The sequence below is a fragment of the Pseudomonas sp. Ant30-3 genome (genome assembly GCF_000690905.1).
In the GTDB taxonomy this organism is placed as follows: Bacteria; Pseudomonadota; Gammaproteobacteria; order Pseudomonadales; family Pseudomonadaceae; genus Aquipseudomonas.
Map to the genome: position 1 here is coordinate 81,913 of NZ_JMCL01000007.1, position 17,171 is coordinate 99,083.

The following is a 17,171-nucleotide window of genomic DNA, read 5'->3' on the forward strand; positions in this document are numbered from 1 at the left end:
CCATGAGCTTCAATCTGGCCGACAAACCCCATGCCGAGCGTGCGGCGCTCGAAGATGAAAAGTCCCGTCTGTTCGATTTGTGGCAAAGCAATCTGGGCAAAGCCAAAGGCGAGGCCGCACGTTTGTTTGGTGAGCGCGCCAAGCGCAAGGGTAAATGGGCCGAGTGGGTCCGTTCGGAGCTGGATGGCATGTCGCCTCCGGAGTTCGCGAACATGGTGCGCAGTGAAGTCAATCGGCTGATGGCCGCCAAGTAATTCAGGGTTATCCCAAGTAGCGTGCGACGACCGCCCGGTAGTTGCCGTCCAGTGAATAGCCGCCGACAACGATATTGCCATCTTGCTGTACCGCCAACGATGTGGCGGTATCCAGGCTGCGCCCCAGACGCGTGCGTACCCAGCCAGCGCCGTTGCCAAAACACTCATCCAGCTGACCATCCGGCCGATAGCGGGCCAGAATAAAATCAGCTTCGACACCGCCAATCGTAGCGCCAGCGCACACCACGCTGCCATCCGCCTGCGCTTGCGCGGCGGTCCATTGGCAACCGTACTGGCCGATTTCCAGCAATTGCGCCAGGCCGCCGTTGCAATGCTGGTCCGGACGACCGTTGCTGTGAATTTTCAACGCCATGCAATGCATCGGGTCGCGGCTGCTGCCAAAACACAGCACGTCTGCGTCGGTCAGTTGGACAAGCTGGCTGACCTGAACACTGCGCCCCCTTGCGGTGAAACTCATAAACCCGTCAACCGCGAAACACTCGTCCAGCCGACCGTCGGGGAGATAGCGCGCCAGCAGGCCTTCTTCAGGGAAATTCATCGATCCGCCGACCAGAATTCGTCCATCGGCCTGTACTAGCAAGCTGCCGAGCCTGGAGTTCATCAGCAAATGCCGGACCATCACAAAGCCACGGCCGTTGAAGGACTTGTCCAGCGACCCGTCACTATTCAGCCGAATCAGCATCGCCGCCTGGTCCGCCAGCTCGAAATGATGATTGGCCACCAGCACGATTCGACCGTCGTCCTGCACGCCAATGGCGCACGCCTCGGCACCGGGGATGCCAGGTGGCAACCATGTATCGCGTACCCCCAGGGAAAGGTTGCCCGGTAGACGCACGACACAGCTGCCGTTGTCGCCAAACGCTTGCACCGGTTTGCCGTTTTGATCAAACAGTGCGAGCGCAGGCAGTGTGCGATGGGCATTTTCGTAATGCAGGCCGGCCACCAGGATATGGCCGCTGGGCAGGACACGAACTTGCCCGGCCATGGCCTCAAAGCCGTGTTGAAACTGCCCGACCACGCTGCCCTGATGAGCGAACGTCAAATCGGCCGATCCGTCCTGGAGTAATCGCGCCAGACCAAAACGGCTGCCGCCCGGAGTACCGACCTTCGCCGCCACCAACAATCGGCCACTGCCATCAATGGCAACGCCGTTGGCCATGCTGGAAACGCTACCGGGGAAGTACACATGGGTTTTGCCGGCGGCAGCGAAAGTCTTGTCGAGTGTTCCAGCGTCAGATAGCTCTGGAGTGAGTGCGGGATCGTTCTGGACGGACATGCACGCTTCTCCTTGCGAGTCGTCCTGGTCCAGGGATTGGAAGGCGACTTATATAGGAGAGGTATTCAACCGCTGAACACGTTGGTACACAACTACAGATTGAGGGTCGTTGTGTGCCAGAACAGTGGCTTTACGACCCACTTCAAAGCCTGACAAGTAACCGTAGTTCGAGTTACGGCTTTCTGAATAAACGCGCCGGGCACAACCGCATTGCAAAAAAAAGCGCGGATTACCTTTGCAGTAATCCGCGCCGATATCAGTGCGGCATCGACCAAGATTGCAACGTGTAGCCATCGCTCCTCAATTCTTCACGCGCCTGTTCCAGCACGTGTTCAAGTTGCGCCGGGTCGGTGTAGGCACTGCTGGGAATCTGTTTGCGACCGATGCGGGTGCTTGTGCGATCGATGACGGTCAGGCTGAGCTCGCCGTTACCGTCCTGTGGGGCCCAGGCCACGCATTGGAAAGGTTGGAATGCACGGTCGGCAATCAAAAGAGCTTCGTTGATACGGAGCGGGGCGGTCATGGGATTGTCTCTCTCTATGCCCAATCAAGTGATGTGCCGTCGGTTGGGCTTACCGTGCGGCTGGTTACTTGTACTGATGTCCGAACTCTGGGTCCGGGTCACACTTGAGCGAAAGAAATTTCAACTTTCTTTCATTCGGTCAATGGTTGATTGGCTGGCGAAAGCACAATGAAAGATGCAACTTTGTTAGGTAGCTAACAGTGCATTTTTGCTTATAACTGATTTTATACAAACGCTATAGTCAATCGGTACAAGGCGCCGTCAAATTCTTGCTAATGTTACAGCCAGGTCCGCCAAACGACTGTTTTTAATGTTATTTCTTATATTTGACGCCAAGGAACAGTCATGATCGAAGCGCCTGCTCCAAGACGATTATTGGTAGTGGATCCCTGTGATGATTGTCATCGTCTGCTTCCGGGCTTGCGATCAATAGGGTGGGACGTCGACAGCTGCACGCTCGAAGATGCTGTTGATCGGACTTGCGATGTCGGACTTCTGCGCTTGCAACCTTTTCATCTGGACCAACCGGAAGCGGTCAAGGAGCTGATCAGTCGCAGTGGCACGGAGTGGATTGCCGTGCTCAATCAGGACGTCCTGCGGCGGCAAAACGTCGGCGATTTTGTCTGTGAATGGTTTTTCGATTTCCACACATTGCCGTTCGACGTGTCGAGGGTACAGGTGACTCTGGGCCGTGCGTTTGGCATGGCACGGCTGCGCGGGCAGGGCACGGTTCATATCAATCAGCCTGAGCACGAGCTGCTGGGCGACAGCAAACCGATTCGTGAACTGCGCAAATTGCTCAACAAACTCGCACCGACCGAGTCGCCGGTATTGATCCGTGGCGAAAGCGGCACCGGCAAGGAGCTGGTCGCGCGCACCCTGCACCGGCAATCGCAACGGCACAGCAAACCCTTTGTCGCGATCAATTGCAGTGCCATCCCCGAACACTTGATCCAGTCCGAATTGTTTGGCCACGAACAGGGCGCGTTCACCGGCGCGCATCAGCGCAAGGTCGGGCGCATCGAAGCGGCCAACGGCGGCACGTTGTTTCTCGATGAAATCGGTGATCTGCCTCTCGAACTTCAAGCGAATCTGCTGCGCTTCCTGCAGGACAAACACATTGAGCGGGTCGGCGGCAGTCAGCCAATTGCGGTGGATGTGCGGGTTCTGGCTGCGACTCACGTTGACCTCGAAGCGGCCATCGAGAAGAAGCGCTTTCGCGAAGACCTGTATTACCGCCTCAACGTTCTGCAGGTCGTGACTGCGCCGCTGCGTGAGAGGCATGGCGACCTGTCGATGCTGGCCAACCACTTTTCGCATTTCTACAGCCATGAAACCGGGCGGCGGCCGCGTAGTTTCAGCGAAGACGCGCTGATTGCCATGGGCAAACACGACTGGCCGGGCAACGTTCGCGAGCTGGCCAACCGCGTGCGCCGTGGTCTGATATTGGCTGAAGGACGACAGATCGAAGCTCGCGACCTTGGTTTGATCAGTCAACACGCCGTCTCCGCGCCGATGGGTACCCTTGAGGATTACAAGACTCGCGCCGAACGCCAGGCGTTGTGCGATGTGTTGAATCGTCACAGCGACAATCTAAGCGTCGCCGCCCGCGTGCTGGGTGTGTCGCGGCCTACTTTCTACCGTTTGCTGCACAAGCATCAGATCCGCTAGGGCGGTTGAAACGAAAATGCCCGCTGCGGTTACGGGCCCAGCAGGTGTTTGACTGCTTCGAATGCCTGGCGCCGACGTTCGGCCCAGTCGCCCCGCAAGATTTGCAGCGGTTGTCGATGCTTCTCCAGCCAGGCCAGTGTCTGCTCGAAAAATGCCCGGCGTGCGCTGAGTTCGGGTTGGCATCGCTGGCCATCGTCGGTCCATTCAACCTGTTCGGGAGACAACAGCAAGTGCAGGTCGTATTGGCGCGAGAGCAGGGCTTGTTCGATCCATGCCGGACAGTCACCAAACAGGGTCTGGCTCCAGAGGACATTGCTCAGCAGGTGCGTATCGAGAATCAGCAGCGGCGGTTGCTGCGTGCGGGCCGTGTCCTCCCATGCAAGCTGGCCGCGAGCGATGGCGGGTATGTCGGCCAGCGTCGTCTCGCGGGGATTTTGCTCGATGAACCAACGCACGTATTCATCGACCAGCAGGCCGCCGAACTGCGCCTGCAGTTCTGCGGCCAGCCAGCTTTTGCCGCTGGATTCGGGGCCGGTCAGCACCAGGACTTTCATGTGCGCAAGACCGGATCGGCACGCCACTCGCGCCAGCCTTGCACCGCCAGCAGAGTGAACAGCCCGTAGAGCGCAGCAGTCAGGTACAGCCCTTTGTAGACAAACAGGCCGACGAAAATCACATCGACGACAATCCACAGCGGCCAGCACTGCACGCGCTTTTGCGCCATCCATAACTGCGCGACCAGGCTGAAACCGGTCAGCGCGGCATCCAGCCACGGCTGCGCTGCGTCCGTCCAATGGGCCATCGCGGCGCCGAGCAACAGGCTGCCGATGGCTCCGATGGTCAGGCTGAACACCACGGCTTGCGTGCCAAGGCGACTGACCTGCCGACCTTGATGCGCGTCGCCCGCCCGCGTCCACTGCCACCAGCCGTAGAGCTGCAAACCTGCGTAAATAACTTGCAGCAGCATGTCCGAATAGAGCTTCACTTCGAAGAAAATCCAGCTGTAAAGCAGCACCATCACCAGCCCGACAGGCCAGCACCACGGGTTCTGTTTGACGGTCAGCCAAACGGCAATGACACCGAGGGCGGCGGCAAACAGTTCAAGCCCGGACATGGAGTTTCCTTGGGGAAGTCGCGAAGGGTGGCGATTGTAACGGTAGGCGCAGCCAAAGGAGAACCTCCAGGACCGACACCAGCCCCGTAGCAGCTGCCGAGCCAGCGAGGCTGACGGATCCTGTAGCAGCTGCCGAGCCTGCGAAGCCTGACACAAATCCTGTAGCAGCTGCCGAGCCTGCGTCCGGCTGCGCAGCAGTCGTAAAACAGGCAATGCGGTGCATCAGGAAAACCGCGTTCTCCGGGTTTACGACTGCTGCGCAGCCGGACGCAGCCTCGCAGGCTCGGCAGCTGCTACAAAATCAACGCAGCCTCGCAGCCTCGGCAGTTGCTACAAGATCATGCCGCGCGGTTAAACGCGAAACTGCCTTAGCAACCCGTTCAGCTGTTCACTCAACTCTTTGAGCCTAACGCTGGCCATGCTCGATTGCTCTGCCGCCATTGCGGTGCTGTGGGACAAGCCGGCCGCTTGGGTGACGTTCTGGTTGATGTCCTCGACCACCTGAGCCTGTTGCAGGGTCGCGCTGGCAATCGACGCGTTCAATCCGTTGAGATTGCGCAAAGCCTGGCCGATCGCATTCAGGCTCGCACCGGCAAGGCCAGCCTGTTCGATGGTCAGTTGCGAGGCGCGGCTGCTATCGCCGATCACCTTGACCGCCGCTTCCGAATGATTTTGCAGACGCTCGATCATCGACTGAATCTCGGCCGTCGACTTCTGAGTGCGCTGCGCCAGCAACCGGACTTCATCGGCTACAACGGCAAATCCGCGTCCCTGCTCGCCGGCTCGGGCCGCTTCGATCGCGGCGTTGAGCGCCAGCAGATTGGTCTGTTCGGCGATGGAGCGAATCACTTCCAGAACGCTGCCGATCTGCGTGCTTTCGGCTGCCAGGGTGCGGATCACTTCCACGGCCTGATTGATCGTCGAAGACAATTTGTCGATCTGCTGCAGGCTCCCGTCAATGTTGACCTGACCCTGCTGCGCCTGCGACTCGGCATCGCGCATTTCACTCGCCGCGTGCTCGGCGTTTTTTGCCACGTCCTGCACGCCGTAAGTCACCTCGTTGATCGCCGTGGCCACCAGCTCCATTTGCTGCGATTGCTGTTGGCTGCGCTCTTGCGCCTGGGCCGCATCGTTACCCAGCTCACTGGAGGACTGGCCGAGTGCGCTGGCGGAGATTTGCAGCTCGCCGATCACCAGGCGCAGCTTGGCGGTGAACGCATTGAAATGCTGCGCCAGTTGCGTCACTTCATCGTGGCCATGGGTGTCGAGGGTGCGAGTCAAGTCGCTTTCCCCACTGGCAATGTTGGCCATCGCGCTCACGGTTTCCTGAAGAGGGCGAACGATGCTGCGGGCAATCAGAATCACCAGCAGCGCCATGATCGTGGCAATCACCAGCCCAACGAATGTAGCCTTCCACACTTGGGAGGCGAATTCGGCTTGCATGTCATCGATATACACGCCCGAACCAATGATCCAGCCCCAGGGTTCGAACAGTTTCACGTAGGAGGTTTTTTCCACCGGTGCGTCGGCACCCGGTTTTGGCCAGCGGTAATCGACAATGCCGGCGCCTTTGCTCTTGGCCACCGCGACCATTTCATTGAACAGCGCAAAGCCGTCGGGATCGCGGATCGCCGCGAGGTTCTGCCCATCGAGTTTCGGGTTGGCCGGGTGCATGACCATGACCGGCGTGAGATCGTTGATCCAGAAGTAATCGGTCTGGTCGTAGCGCAGGCCGCGTACGGCGGTCAGCGCCTGCTTTTGCGCAGCGTCGCGGGTCAGGGTGCCGGCGGTTTCCAGACCATGGAAATACGTCAGAATGCCGCTGGCCGTCTGCACCACGTGTTGGGTTTTTTCCACCTTGGCGTCATAAAGATCCTCATGAATCTGCTTGAGCATCAGCACGCCCAAGGTCAAAAGCATCAATACCGCCACGATCAGAATGAGCCACAAACGGCGGCTGATCGACATGGTTCGCAAGCTGTTCATACCGCTGTCACTCCTGTTTCTTGTTCTGGTCATAAATGATCGCCAGCATCCCTGCACGCTTTGCTCTCCGGACGTGTCCGACGCAAGTCTTATAACGTGGCAGCGTTAATCAGGCTTGTCTGATAGGATTTCGGCCCCGCGCGGGAAAACCTGAATACCGAACGATATTTCACCGATGCTTTTCGGTGTCGTCCGAGGAAGAAGCGCGGGGCAGACACGTTGACCGCAGTGAACGTTTTAAAATTATTATCGGGGCATGCCGCAGCGCATCGCCTCCTGGGGGATTGATGGACCTTTGGACCGCCGTGCAGGCATTGATACTTGGGGTTGTAGAAGGGCTGACGGAGTTTTTGCCGATTTCCAGTACCGGGCACCAGATTATTGTCGCGGACTTGCTCGACTTCGGCGGAGAACGCGCCATAGCGTTCAACATCATTATCCAGCTGGGCGCCATTCTGGCGGTGGTCTGGGAGTTCCGCCGCAAAATACTCGATGTGGTCACCGGCCTGCCTACTCAGCCCGGGGCACGACGCTTCACCGCCAACCTGTTGATCGCCTTCATGCCCGCCGTGGTTCTGGGCGTGCTGTTCTCCGATCTCATTCATGAATACCTGTTCAACCCGATTACCGTTGCAGCGGCGTTGGTGGTTGGCGGGATCGTGATGTTGTGGGCCGAGCAGCGTCAGCATGAGGTGCACGCTGAAACAGTCGATGAGATTACCTGGCAGGACGCGCTGAAAGTCGGCTTCGCTCAGTGCCTCGCGATGATTCCCGGCACCTCGCGCTCCGGCTCGACGATCATCGGCGGTTTGCTGTTCGGCTTGTCGCGCAAAACCGCCACCGAGTTCTCGTTCTTTCTGGCGATGCCGACCATGGTCGCTGCGGCGGTTTATTCGGGCTACAAATACCGCGACCTGTTCGTCCCGGCTGATTTCCCGGTGTTTGCCATCGGTTTTGTCACCGCATTCATCTTCGCGATGATCGCCGTTCGCGGTTTGCTCAAGTTCATCGCCAGCCACAGCTACGCGGCGTTCGCCTGGTATCGGATCGCGTTCGGTCTGGTGATTCTGGCCACGTGGCAATTCGGTTGGGTCGACTGGACCGCCGTTCAGCCATGAATAACGCCAGCGCGCGCAATCCTTCCAAAGGAGCAATCCAGAATCCACGGCTGAAGCTGCTGGTGTTCGCGATCGTGTGCGCGCTGCCGTTGTCGGGTTCAGTGACGATGTGGCTGCGCGGGATTTCGATGGTGCCCCTCGCGGCTTACGGCATCGTCAGCCTGCTGGCGTTCTTTCTGTATTGGGGCGACAAACGCAAGGCGCGCACTGATCGCTGGCGTACGCCGGAAAACGTTCTGCACGCTGTCGAGTTTGCCGGTGGCTGGCCGGGCGCGTTGCTGGCCCAGCAAGTGTTTCGGCACAAAACCCGCAAGGTCTCGTTCCAAATACTGTTCTGGGCCATCGTGCTGCTGCATCAGGTGTTCTGGATAGATCAGCTGTTTCTCGGCGCTAATCTGCTGGCACTGTTCTAGAGCAGCAGGCCGACCTGGGTGCGCTTCGGTAATCTGCTCACCACCAACTGATGTGAACGTTGAAGCAAGTCTTTCAGTTCTGCGGCGCCCAGCGGGTAGGGCGTCTGCATGATGATCCACTGCGCCCTCGCCAGATAAGGCGCCGGGTGAATGCCCGGGCGGTCGCAATGGCCCAGAAACACATCCTTGTCGACTTTGAACGCCAGAGAATCACCGCGCAGGTTCTGCAAGGCGAACATCTTGTTCCCGGCAATTGAAAATACCCGCACGCCGCCCCATTTGTAATCCTCCCGCGCACCGGGCAGTGACAGGCAGAAAGCTGCAACGTCGTCTTCGCTCATAAGTCCCGCCTTCATAGCAAACGCTCCCCGCAGGCGTCGAATGATTCCACCATATGGTCGATCCAGGCGCGCACCGCCGGCATCACCCCACGCCGATGAGGGTAGACCGCTTGCAGCCAGCCGCCCGGCAACGACCACTGAGGGAGTAATTGCACCAGCGTGCCGTCCTTCAATTCTTGTTCGCAGTACATCATCGGCAGCATCGTGAAGCCTTGGCCGGCAAGCGTGCAGGCTTTGCGCACGATGAAGTCATCAATGCCCAGCCGGGCTTCGAGGCTCAGGTCAACTCGTTTATCGTCCTGATCGAGCATGCGGATGTGCACCATGCGATCCGCTTCCAGGGCGCCGAGCACCGGCAGTTTCTTCAGGTCATCGGGCTGATTGATCACTTGTCCGTGCAAAAACGCCGGGCTGGCGACCAGCAGCATTTGCGCCTGACGCAAGCGGCGAGTGACCAGCAAGGGGTCTTCATCACCCAACTCGCGCACGCGCAGGGCGACGTCGACGCCTTCAGTCACCAGGTCGACGCGGCGGTTCAGCAGCATCACCTCAAGTTGTACCAGCGGACATTTCTCCAGAAATTGCGCGATGATCTCCGGCAAAATTTCGTGCGCCAGGCCTACCGGGCAAGACACCCGCAAGCGTCCGCGCGGTTCACTGGACATGCTGGCCACCGTTTCGTCAGCCATCTCGGCTTCCAGCAGCATCGCCTGGCAGTGCCGCAAATAGCGCTCGCCCACGGCGGTCAGTTTGAGTTGTCGAGTGGTGCGTTGCAGCAGGCGTGCGCCCAGACGTTCTTCCAGCTCGGCAATGCGTCGCGATAACCGTGATTTCGGAATGCCGATCAGGCGGCCGGCCGCCGCGAATCCACCGGCTTCGACCACTTTGGCGAAGTAATACAGGTCGTTGAGATCTTGCATCTGCAGGCTCTATTGTTCTATCAGTGGGACAAACTATCGCATTATTGGCGTCTAATCAGCTATTACTTTCATCTGTAGGATGAGTTCATCAGATCGCCCCGTGGCGGTCCTCACCTGGAGATCCCACATGAAACTGTTGCACATTGATTCGAGCATCCTCGGCGACAACTCGGCCTCCCGCCTCCTGAGCCGCGAAGTGGTTAACGCCTGGCAGGTTGCCGAGCCCAACGTTGCAGTCACTTATCGTGATCTCGCTGCCGATGCTATCAGCCATTTCTCCGCAAATACTCTGGTTGCCGCCGGCACCACCGCAGAATTGCGCGACGCTGCCCAGCAGCACGAAGCGGACCTCAGCGCTTCGACCCTGGCCGAATTCCTCGCCGCTAACGCCGTTGTGATTGCCGCGCCGATGTACAACTTCACTATTCCGACCCAGCTCAAAGCGTGGATCGACCGCATCGCGGTGGCCGGTCAAACCTTCCGCTACACCGAAGCCGGCCCTGAAGGCCTGTGTGGCAACAAGAAAGTCGTGATCGTTTCGACCTCCGGCGGCTTGCATGTCGGTCAGGCCACCGGCGTGGCACACGAGGAATACCTGAAAGTGATGTTCGGCTTCTTGGGCATCACCGACATTGAGTTCGTCCGCGCTCATGGCCTGGCCTACGGTGACGAAGTCCGCACCAAAGCGATGAGTGACGCGCAGGCGCAAATCAGCGAGCAACTGTTCGCCGCTGCGTAAGGCCTGAGCTTGGTACTGAACCAAGCCACACCCAAAAAACTCTGTACTCTGGTCACGCAAGTGGCAGATGCGGAGTTTTTTGTTTCTGGCCATTACCGGTGCTGGCGCGGAGTATGCAGTCCGGAACCAAGGTCTTCGGTCAGGTAACGGGGTGTTGCATCGATGCTGCGTCTTTGTGCGATTCTGCTGATGTGCCTGCTCGGCAGCCTTAATCCAGTGCTCGCCGCGCCTGGCGGGCATCACTGGAGCGTCGGTTTCCATGAGATGAGTGTGCTCGATCCGCTGGATCTGCAACCGATGCGTGCCATCGCGTTCTATCCTTCCAGCGCCCGCGAACACGTCAGCAGGCTTGAGGGTTACGAAGTGGAGGCGAGCGAAGACGTGCGGGTCGCCATCGGCCGTTTCCCGCTGCTGATGTTGTCCCATGGCAATACCGGAACGCCGCTGGCACTGCACGACCTCGCGACCTCTCTGGCACGCAAGGGGTTCGTCGTGGTCGCGGTGATTCATCCGGGCGATAATTCCACAGACCATAGCCGTCTCGGCACCTTGAGCAATCTTTACGGTCGGCCCATCCAGATATCTGAAGCAATCACCGCAACGCTGGGTGATCGCATGCTCGCGCCATTCGTCAATGCCGATCAGGTCGGTGTCATTGGTTATTCGGCGGGCGGCGAGACGGCGTTGATTCTGTCGGGCGCGACGCCTGATCTGGAGCGTCTGCGCCAGTATTGCAGGGAGCGTCCAGACGATCAGGACGCCTGCAACACTCAAGGCGAGCTGATTGCCGATCGCGATGACCTGCAACCGGTAGCGGATCCGCGCGTTCGCGCTCTACTGTTGATGGCGCCGCTGAGCCTCAAGTTCGGCCGGCATACCCTGGCCGATGTGCACGTGCCGGTGCTGCTTTACAGCGGCGACGGCGACAAGCTGGTGGCCTTCGACAAGAACGCCGCGGCGCTGGCGCGCAAACTACCGATCGCCCCGGATTTCAAATTGCTCGCGGGGGCAGGGCACTTCGTGTTCATGGCGCCGTGCAATGAAGAGCAGATTGCCGCGATGCCGGCGTTGTGCACCGACGCGGATGGCGTTGATCGCAAGGACATTCACCGGACGATGATCACCGAGGCTGGGCGGTTTTTTGCCCATGCGCTCGGCAAACCCAACCGAGCCGGTCTGCAAACTGCTGATCAATAGATCGCGATATCTTGGCCTGCCTGAGCCCTGTAGGAGCCGGCTTGCTGGCGATGGCGTGCTCGAAGGCGCTATCGCCAGCAAGCCGGCTCCTACAGATTGCGTGTCGATCAGGCCATCGCGCGGCGTTTCAGTACCAAGGTCAAACCCAACCCCGTCACTGATAACAACGCCGCGCTAAAGAAAATCCATGAATAACCCATATTCAACGCCACGGCGCCCATCAACGGACCGGCAATCGCCAGTGCCAGATCGAAGAACACCGCATAGGCGCTCAGCCCCGCGCCACGGCTGGAGGTGGGGACTTGCTTGATCGCCTCGACCCCCAGCGCCGGGTACACCAGCGACAAGCCAAAACCGGCGAGGCCCGCACCTATCAGAGCAAACCCGGTCGACGGCGCCAGCCACAGCAGCACCAGGCCGACGGTTTCGATGCTCATGCAGACAATCGCAGTGGTGAAACCACCGAAACGGTTGATGCTCGAGATGAATATGAGTCGCGCCAGAATGAAACAGATGCCGAACACCGTCAGGCAGTACGCCGCTCCCGTCCAGTCACGACTCAAGTAATACAAAGTGATGAAAGTGGTCAGGGTGCCGTAGCCGATCGACGCCAGGCTCAAGCCCGCGCCAAACGGCGCGATGCGCCCGAACACCGCCCAGAAGGGCAGCCGCTCGCCGCGAACCACCGGCACCGAGGGTTTGTTACGGATCAGTAGTAGTGCGAACAGGGCCAGTAGCGACAGAGCGATGCCGAGGCTCATGAAGCCCAATTCCGCGACCATCACCACGCCCAGCGGCGCTCCGATGGCAATCGCGCCATAGGCGGCAATGCCGTTCCACGAAATCGAACGCGCCGTGTGTTCGACCCCAACCTGGCCCATGCACCAGCTGATAGTGCCGACCCCGATCAAACCCTGCGCAACCCCCAGCAACAAACGGCCGGCAATCAGAATCAGCAGGCTTAGCAACGGAAAGCTTTGCAGCAACACCGACAACAGGGTCAACAAGCCACTCAGTACAATCCCCGACAACCCGTAAACAATCGCACGCTTGGTGCCAATGTTGTCCGACATCCGCCCGGCCATCGGCCGACTGAGTAGAGTCGCCAGGTACTGCGAGCCAATCGTCAATCCGGCAACAACTGCACTGAATCCGAGTTGTTCGTGGACATACCCCGGCAACACCGCAATCGGCAGTCCGATACAGATGAAGGCAATAAAGGTATAGAAAACGATGGAAACGATCTGCAGAGTGATCGCCATGGAACTCGGCGTAGGCAGTTGCTGCACGGACATGAGGGCTCTTTCGCGGGCGGCGGTGGGAGATCAGCATCATGGCGTGGCTGTGAGATAAAGGAAAGCAGGCTAACTATATACTCGGATTGCTCGTTCCCACGCTCTGCGTGGGAATGCCGCAGCGGACGCTCCGCGTTCGGCACCAGAAGGGAAGCTGAGCGTCCCGGTCTGCATAGCGTAGGAACGATCTTCTGATCTTCAGCCAATAAAAAGCCCCATCACCAGGACAGGGCTTTGACTTGCAGCTTGCAGCTTGAAACTAAAAGCTGCTCTTAAAACACCACACCCTGGCTACGCAGGTAATCGTCATACGTACCGCTGAAGTCGATCACGCCGCTAGGGCTCAACTCGATGATGCGGGTCGCCAACGACGATACGAACTCACGGTCATGGCTGACGAAGATCAGCGTGCCCGGGTAGTTCTCCAGCGCCAGGTTCAGCGCTTCGATGGATTCCATGTCCAAGTGGTTGGTCGGTTCGTCCATGATCAGCACGTTCGGCTTCTGCAGGATCAGTTTGCCGAACAGCATGCGACCCTGTTCACCACCGGAGATGACCTTGACCGACTTGAGGATCTCGTCGTTGGAGAACAGCATGCGGCCCAAGGTGCCGCGAACGATTTGTTCGCCGCCCTGAGTCCACTGGCCCATCCAGTCGAACAGGTTGCAGTCGTCTTCGAAATCGTGGGCGTGGTCCTGGGCGTAATAACCCAGTTCCGCGGCGTCGGTCCATTTGACGGTGCCAGCATCCGGGGTCAGTTCGTTGACCAGGGTGCGCAGCAGGGTGGTTTTGCCGATACCGTTCGGGCCGATGATCGCCACACGCTCGCCCGCTTCAACCTGGAAGCTGAAGTCTTTAAACAACGTCTTGCCGTCGAAACCTTTGGCCATTCGATCAACGATGACCGCCTGACGGTGCAGTTTCTTGGTTTGTTCGAAGCGGATGAACGGGCTCACGCGGCTCGAAGGCTTGACCTCGGCCAGCTGGATCTTGTCGATCGCCTTGGCGCGGGAGGTAGCCTGCTTGGCTTTCGAGGCGTTGGCCGAGAAGCGGCTGACGAACGATTGCAGTTCGGAAATCTGCGCTTTCTTTTTGGCGTTGTCCGACAGCAGCTGCTCGCGGGACTGGGTCGCCACGGTCATGTACTCGTCGTAGTTGCCCGGGAACAGGCGCAGCTCGCCGTAATCCAGGTCAGCCATGTGGGTGCACACGCTGTTCAGGAAGTGACGGTCGTGAGAGATGATGATCATCAGGCTGGAGCGCTGGGTCAGGATATTTTCCAGCCAGCGGATGGTGTTGATGTCCAAGTGGTTGGTCGGTTCGTCGAGCAACAGCACTTCCGGATCGGAGAACAGCGCCTGCGCGAGCAACACGCGCAGTTTCCAGCCTGGCGACACTTCGCTCATCGGGCCGAAGTGCTGCTCGATGCCGATACCCAGGCCCAGCAACAGTTCGCCGGCACGGGACTCGGCGGTGTAGCCGTCCATCTCGGCGAACTCGGTTTCCAGTTCCGCGACGGCCATGCCGTCTTCTTCGGTCATTTCCGGCAGCGAATAGATGCGGTCGCGCTCGGCCTTGACCTTCCACAGCTCTTCGTGACCCATGATCACGGTGTCGATCACGGTGAATTCTTCGTAAGCGAACTGGTCCTGGCGCAATTTACCCAGACGCACGTTCGGCTCGAGCATGACCTGGCCACCGGACGGCTCGAGGTCACCACCGAGGATTTTCATGAACGTCGACTTGCCGCAACCGTTCGCACCGATCAAACCGTAGCGGTTGCCCGCGCCGAATTTCACCGAGACGTTTTCGAAGAGCGGCTTGGCGCCGAATTGCATCGTGATGTTAGCTGTAGAGATCAAAGGTTTTTCCTGTGAAGCATTCAGAGTATCCAGGGGTGCGGCAGTACCGATTCAGTACCCGTGTCCGTTGTCCAGACCACGGGAAATGCATCCCGGTCAGAAGCGGAAGGTCCATCTGGCAATAAGTGGACAGCAGCATGAGGTGCGCTTGGCCCGAGTCAAAGTGCGCTGAAGACGTTTCAAACCGTCATCAACCAAGGGAGGCGCATAATGTTTGGCGGCGATTGTACTGGTCTGGCTCTTTAAACGATAGGGCGTTAAGGCCGCACGGGAGCATTGGCGGCATGAGTGGACAGATTTTCACATTTGAAGGTTAACCATAGGTTACAGATTGTGACTAAAATGCCATCTTTCCCCTGATGCCGGTGGTCGGCATAGCTCAAGGACGCGCTTCAGGAACGCTGGATCGAATTCAGACGCTGCTCAAGCCTCGGGCGAATGGCCGGAAGAGGCGCAGTTTGTTCACTTCTGACGTGTGACGATTTCCTTGAAACTGATCATCGCTGCTATCTATGTTGTTTCGATTGCGTACGTTCATCTGCGCGGTCACGTGCGCCACAAACTGGGCCGGCAACTGAGCGACCACTCGACGTTCCTGGCGCCGATCAATTGCTTCCTGTATCTGTGCTCGAAAATTCCCAACCGGCCTTACCTCGACCCGGCCGATTTTCCGGACCTCAGCCCGTTGCAAATCCATTGGGAAGAGATCCGCGCGGAAGGGCAGAGCCTGCTTCAGGCGGGCGAGATCAAGCGTTCGAATCAATACGATGATGTCGGCTTCAACTCGTTCTTCAAAACCGGCTGGAAGCGTTTTTATCTGAAGTGGTACGGCGACAGCCATCCTTCGGCGATGAAGCTGTGCCCGCGCACCACCGAACTGGTGCAGAGCATCGGATCGATCAAGGCAGCCGATGTTCGCCGAGCTGCCACCGGGCTCGAAACTGGTGCGGCACCGCGATCCATATGCGGGCTCCTATCGATATCACCTAGGCCTGGACACGCCGAACGACCCGGGTTGTTACATCAACGTTGACGGTGAAAATTATCACTGGCGTGACGGTGAAGCGGTGATCTTCGACGAGACCTTCATTCATTACGCGGAAAACGCCACCCAGCAAAACCGGATCATCCTGTTTTGCGACATTGAGCGGCCGATGAAATACCGCTGGGCGGCGGCGTTCAATCGTTGGTTCAGCCGTAATGTGATGTCGGCAGCCGGCGCACCGAACGAGGTCGGCGACAAGACCGGTGGACTGAATCGTTTGTTCGCGAAAATCTACAAGATCCGTCTGCGTGGTAAAGCGTTGAAGAAGCGTAATCGCAAACTGTATTACCTGGAGAAGTGGGCGATCTTTGCCGGGTTGTTGGCGATTTTTGTCTGGATCTAATTGGCCTACTGCGTTAGTGACGCCGTATTCGGAATGCCGCACAGCGCAAACCCGCTCCCACAATGAAATCGCGGCGCATACAGAGCCAATGTGGGAGCGAGCCTGCTCGCGAAGAGGCCCTGAGATTCACCTCAAAACCCGCGGCCATCCAACAACTCATCAACCACTCGACCGCTTCGAAGCCTTCTTTGCCGGAGCCGCTTTCTCAGTCGTCTTCGCCGCCGTTTTACCCTTGGCCGCCGGTTTCGCCGGTGCCTTACCGCCAAGACTGCGTTTAAGCAGCTCGGTCAAATCGATAACATCGGCAGTCTTGCGTTCCTCCTGGCCCGACACCGTCTCCACGTCCTCGATCTTGCCTTCGTTGGCTTTCTTTTCCACCAACGCCATGATCTTGTCTTCAAAACTGTCGCGATAATCCTCGGGGCTCCAGTCGCCGGCCATGTCTTCGACCAGTCGCTTGGCCATTTCCAGCTCTCCTTTGGCCAATTTCACGTCTTTGACGTCGCTGCCCAGTTCAAGCGTGTCGAGGCTGCGGACTTCTTCCGGCCAGCGCAACATCACCAATACCATTGAATCTTCCAGCGGCATCAATGCCGCCAAGTGCTGCTTTGTATGTATCACTACATTGGCGAGGGCGACCTTATTGGTTTGTTTCAGGGTTTCACGCAGCAGGGCGTACACCTTGCCGCCGCGCTTGTCCGGCGCAAGGTAATAGGGCTTATCGATGTTCTGTAACGGGATCTGTTCGCTGTCGACAAACGAGAAAATGTCGATGGTTTGGGTGGATAGCGGGTGCGCCGATTTGATTTCCTCTTCACTGAGCACCACGTAGCGGCCCTTTTCATACTGGACGCCTTTGACGATGTTCTCCTTGTCGATTTCCTTTCCGGTGACCTTGTTCACCCGTTTGTAGCCCACCGGGTCCATGCTGCGGCCATCGAGCCAGTCAAAATCCACCCCCTGAGATGACGTCGCTGAAACCAGCGCCACAGGGATATGGACCAGTCCGAAACTGATTGCGCCTTTCCAGATTGCACGTGGCATCGTCGTCTA

At 58.5% G+C, this 17,171-nt stretch carries 17 protein-coding genes and 1 pseudogene; 7 read left to right on the forward strand and 11 right to left on the reverse strand.

All coding sequences use genetic code 11. The features are described 5' to 3' along the window. Positions 1 to 2: 2 nt before the first annotated feature. Positions 3 to 254 carry a hypothetical protein gene (locus DU29_RS0101405; protein WP_028620081.1) on the forward strand — a complete coding sequence of 84 codons (252 nt, stop codon included), beginning with the start codon at positions 3 to 5 and terminating at the stop codon, positions 252 to 254. 7 nt (positions 255 to 261) lie between these two features. Here the strand turns inward: DU29_RS0101405 and DU29_RS0101410 are convergent, their stop codons facing one another. Then, on the reverse strand, positions 262 to 1,551 hold the full coding sequence (locus DU29_RS0101410) for a hypothetical protein (protein ID WP_028620082.1): 1,290 nt from the start codon (positions 1,549 to 1,551) through the stop codon (positions 262 to 264). 256 nt (positions 1,552 to 1,807) lie between these two features. Beyond that, positions 1,808 to 2,074 carry a hypothetical protein gene (locus tag DU29_RS0101415; RefSeq protein ID WP_028620083.1) on the reverse strand — a complete coding sequence of 89 codons (267 nt, stop codon included), beginning with the start codon at positions 2,072 to 2,074 and terminating at the stop codon, positions 1,808 to 1,810. Between the two features lie 345 nt (positions 2,075 to 2,419). Between DU29_RS0101415 and DU29_RS0101420 the strand changes: the two genes are divergently transcribed. Beyond that, on the forward strand, positions 2,420 to 3,745 hold the full coding sequence (locus DU29_RS0101420) for a sigma-54 dependent transcriptional regulator (protein ID WP_028620084.1): 1,326 nt from the start codon (positions 2,420 to 2,422) through the stop codon (positions 3,743 to 3,745). Positions 3,746 to 3,774: 29 nt separating this feature from the next. On the opposite strand, the gene DU29_RS0101425 is transcribed toward DU29_RS0101420, so the two are convergent. From DU29_RS0101425 to DU29_RS0101435, 3 genes are all read right to left on the reverse strand, one after another. Then, positions 3,775 to 4,299, reverse strand: coding sequence for an AAA family ATPase (locus DU29_RS0101425; RefSeq protein WP_028620085.1), 525 nt, complete (start codon positions 4,297 to 4,299; stop codon positions 3,775 to 3,777). Beyond that, entirely contained in the window at positions 4,296 to 4,859 is a 564-nt protein-coding gene (gene pnuC, locus DU29_RS0101430) for a nicotinamide riboside transporter PnuC (RefSeq protein ID WP_028620086.1), read from the reverse strand. The genes DU29_RS0101425 and pnuC overlap by 4 nt, the downstream gene beginning before the upstream one ends. A gap of 351 nt (positions 4,860 to 5,210) precedes the next feature. After that, positions 5,211 to 6,845 (reverse strand): methyl-accepting chemotaxis protein, encoded by a 1,635-nt coding sequence (locus DU29_RS0101435; RefSeq protein ID WP_028620087.1) that lies wholly within the window; start codon positions 6,843 to 6,845, stop codon positions 5,211 to 5,213. 287 nt (positions 6,846 to 7,132) lie between these two features. Here DU29_RS0101435 and DU29_RS0101440 point away from each other — a divergent pair, with 287 nt between their 5' ends. Both DU29_RS0101440 and DU29_RS0101445 read left to right on the forward strand, forming a co-directional pair. Continuing rightward, the gene (locus DU29_RS0101440) at positions 7,133 to 7,963 is read left to right on the forward strand and encodes an undecaprenyl-diphosphate phosphatase (protein WP_028620088.1); all 831 of its coding nucleotides are present in this window, start codon (positions 7,133 to 7,135) and stop codon (positions 7,961 to 7,963) included. Continuing rightward, positions 7,960 to 8,376, forward strand: coding sequence for a DUF1294 domain-containing protein (locus tag DU29_RS0101445; RefSeq protein WP_028620089.1), 417 nt, complete (start codon positions 7,960 to 7,962; stop codon positions 8,374 to 8,376). Before DU29_RS0101440 ends, DU29_RS0101445 begins: the two co-directional genes overlap by 4 nt. Here DU29_RS0101445 and DU29_RS0101450 read toward each other — a convergent pair. Continuing rightward, complete coding sequence (locus DU29_RS0101450; protein ID WP_028620090.1) at positions 8,373 to 8,732, reverse strand: MmcQ/YjbR family DNA-binding protein; 360 nt, start codon at positions 8,730 to 8,732, stop codon at positions 8,373 to 8,375. The two genes, DU29_RS0101445 and DU29_RS0101450, sit on opposite strands and share 4 nt — an antisense overlap. After that, positions 8,729 to 9,637 (reverse strand): LysR substrate-binding domain-containing protein, encoded by a 909-nt coding sequence (locus tag DU29_RS0101455; protein ID WP_028620091.1) that lies wholly within the window; start codon positions 9,635 to 9,637, stop codon positions 8,729 to 8,731. The genes DU29_RS0101450 and DU29_RS0101455 overlap by 4 nt, the downstream gene beginning before the upstream one ends. A 127-nt stretch (positions 9,638 to 9,764) precedes the next feature. Here DU29_RS0101455 and DU29_RS0101460 point away from each other — a divergent pair, with 127 nt between their 5' ends. Further along, positions 9,765 to 10,376, forward strand: coding sequence for an FMN-dependent NADH-azoreductase (locus DU29_RS0101460; protein WP_028620092.1), 612 nt, complete (start codon positions 9,765 to 9,767; stop codon positions 10,374 to 10,376). Positions 10,377 to 10,538: 162 nt separating this feature from the next. Next, positions 10,539 to 11,573 carry an alpha/beta hydrolase family protein gene (locus DU29_RS0101465; protein ID WP_028620093.1) on the forward strand — a complete coding sequence of 345 codons (1,035 nt, stop codon included), beginning with the start codon at positions 10,539 to 10,541 and terminating at the stop codon, positions 11,571 to 11,573. Positions 11,574 to 11,680: 107 nt separating this feature from the next. On the opposite strand, the gene DU29_RS0101470 is transcribed toward DU29_RS0101465, so the two are convergent. The 3 genes from DU29_RS0101470 to DU29_RS1000000133110 form a co-directional block, all read right to left on the reverse strand. Beyond that, positions 11,681 to 12,868, reverse strand: a complete 1,188-nt coding sequence (locus DU29_RS0101470; RefSeq protein ID WP_028620094.1) for an MFS transporter — start codon at positions 12,866 to 12,868, stop codon at positions 11,681 to 11,683. 272 nt (positions 12,869 to 13,140) lie between these two features. Then, positions 13,141 to 14,730 (reverse strand): ABC-F family ATPase, encoded by a 1,590-nt coding sequence (locus DU29_RS0101475; RefSeq protein ID WP_028620095.1) that lies wholly within the window; start codon positions 14,728 to 14,730, stop codon positions 13,141 to 13,143. Positions 14,731 to 15,142: 412 nt separating this feature from the next. Next, positions 15,143 to 15,571, reverse strand: coding sequence for a hypothetical protein (locus tag DU29_RS1000000133110; protein WP_236645562.1), 429 nt, complete (start codon positions 15,569 to 15,571; stop codon positions 15,143 to 15,145). Here DU29_RS1000000133110 and DU29_RS01000000129340 point away from each other — a divergent pair. Continuing rightward, positions 15,476 to 16,118, forward strand: a pseudogene (locus DU29_RS01000000129340) (aspartyl/asparaginyl beta-hydroxylase domain-containing protein). The gene DU29_RS1000000133110 and the pseudogene DU29_RS01000000129340 overlap by 96 nt on opposite strands. A 159-nt stretch (positions 16,119 to 16,277) precedes the next feature. Here DU29_RS01000000129340 and ku read toward each other — a convergent pair. Continuing rightward, positions 16,278 to 17,162 (reverse strand): non-homologous end joining protein Ku, encoded by an 885-nt coding sequence (gene ku, locus DU29_RS0101485; RefSeq protein ID WP_028620096.1) that lies wholly within the window; start codon positions 17,160 to 17,162, stop codon positions 16,278 to 16,280. Between the last annotated feature and the right edge of the window lie 9 nt (positions 17,163 to 17,171).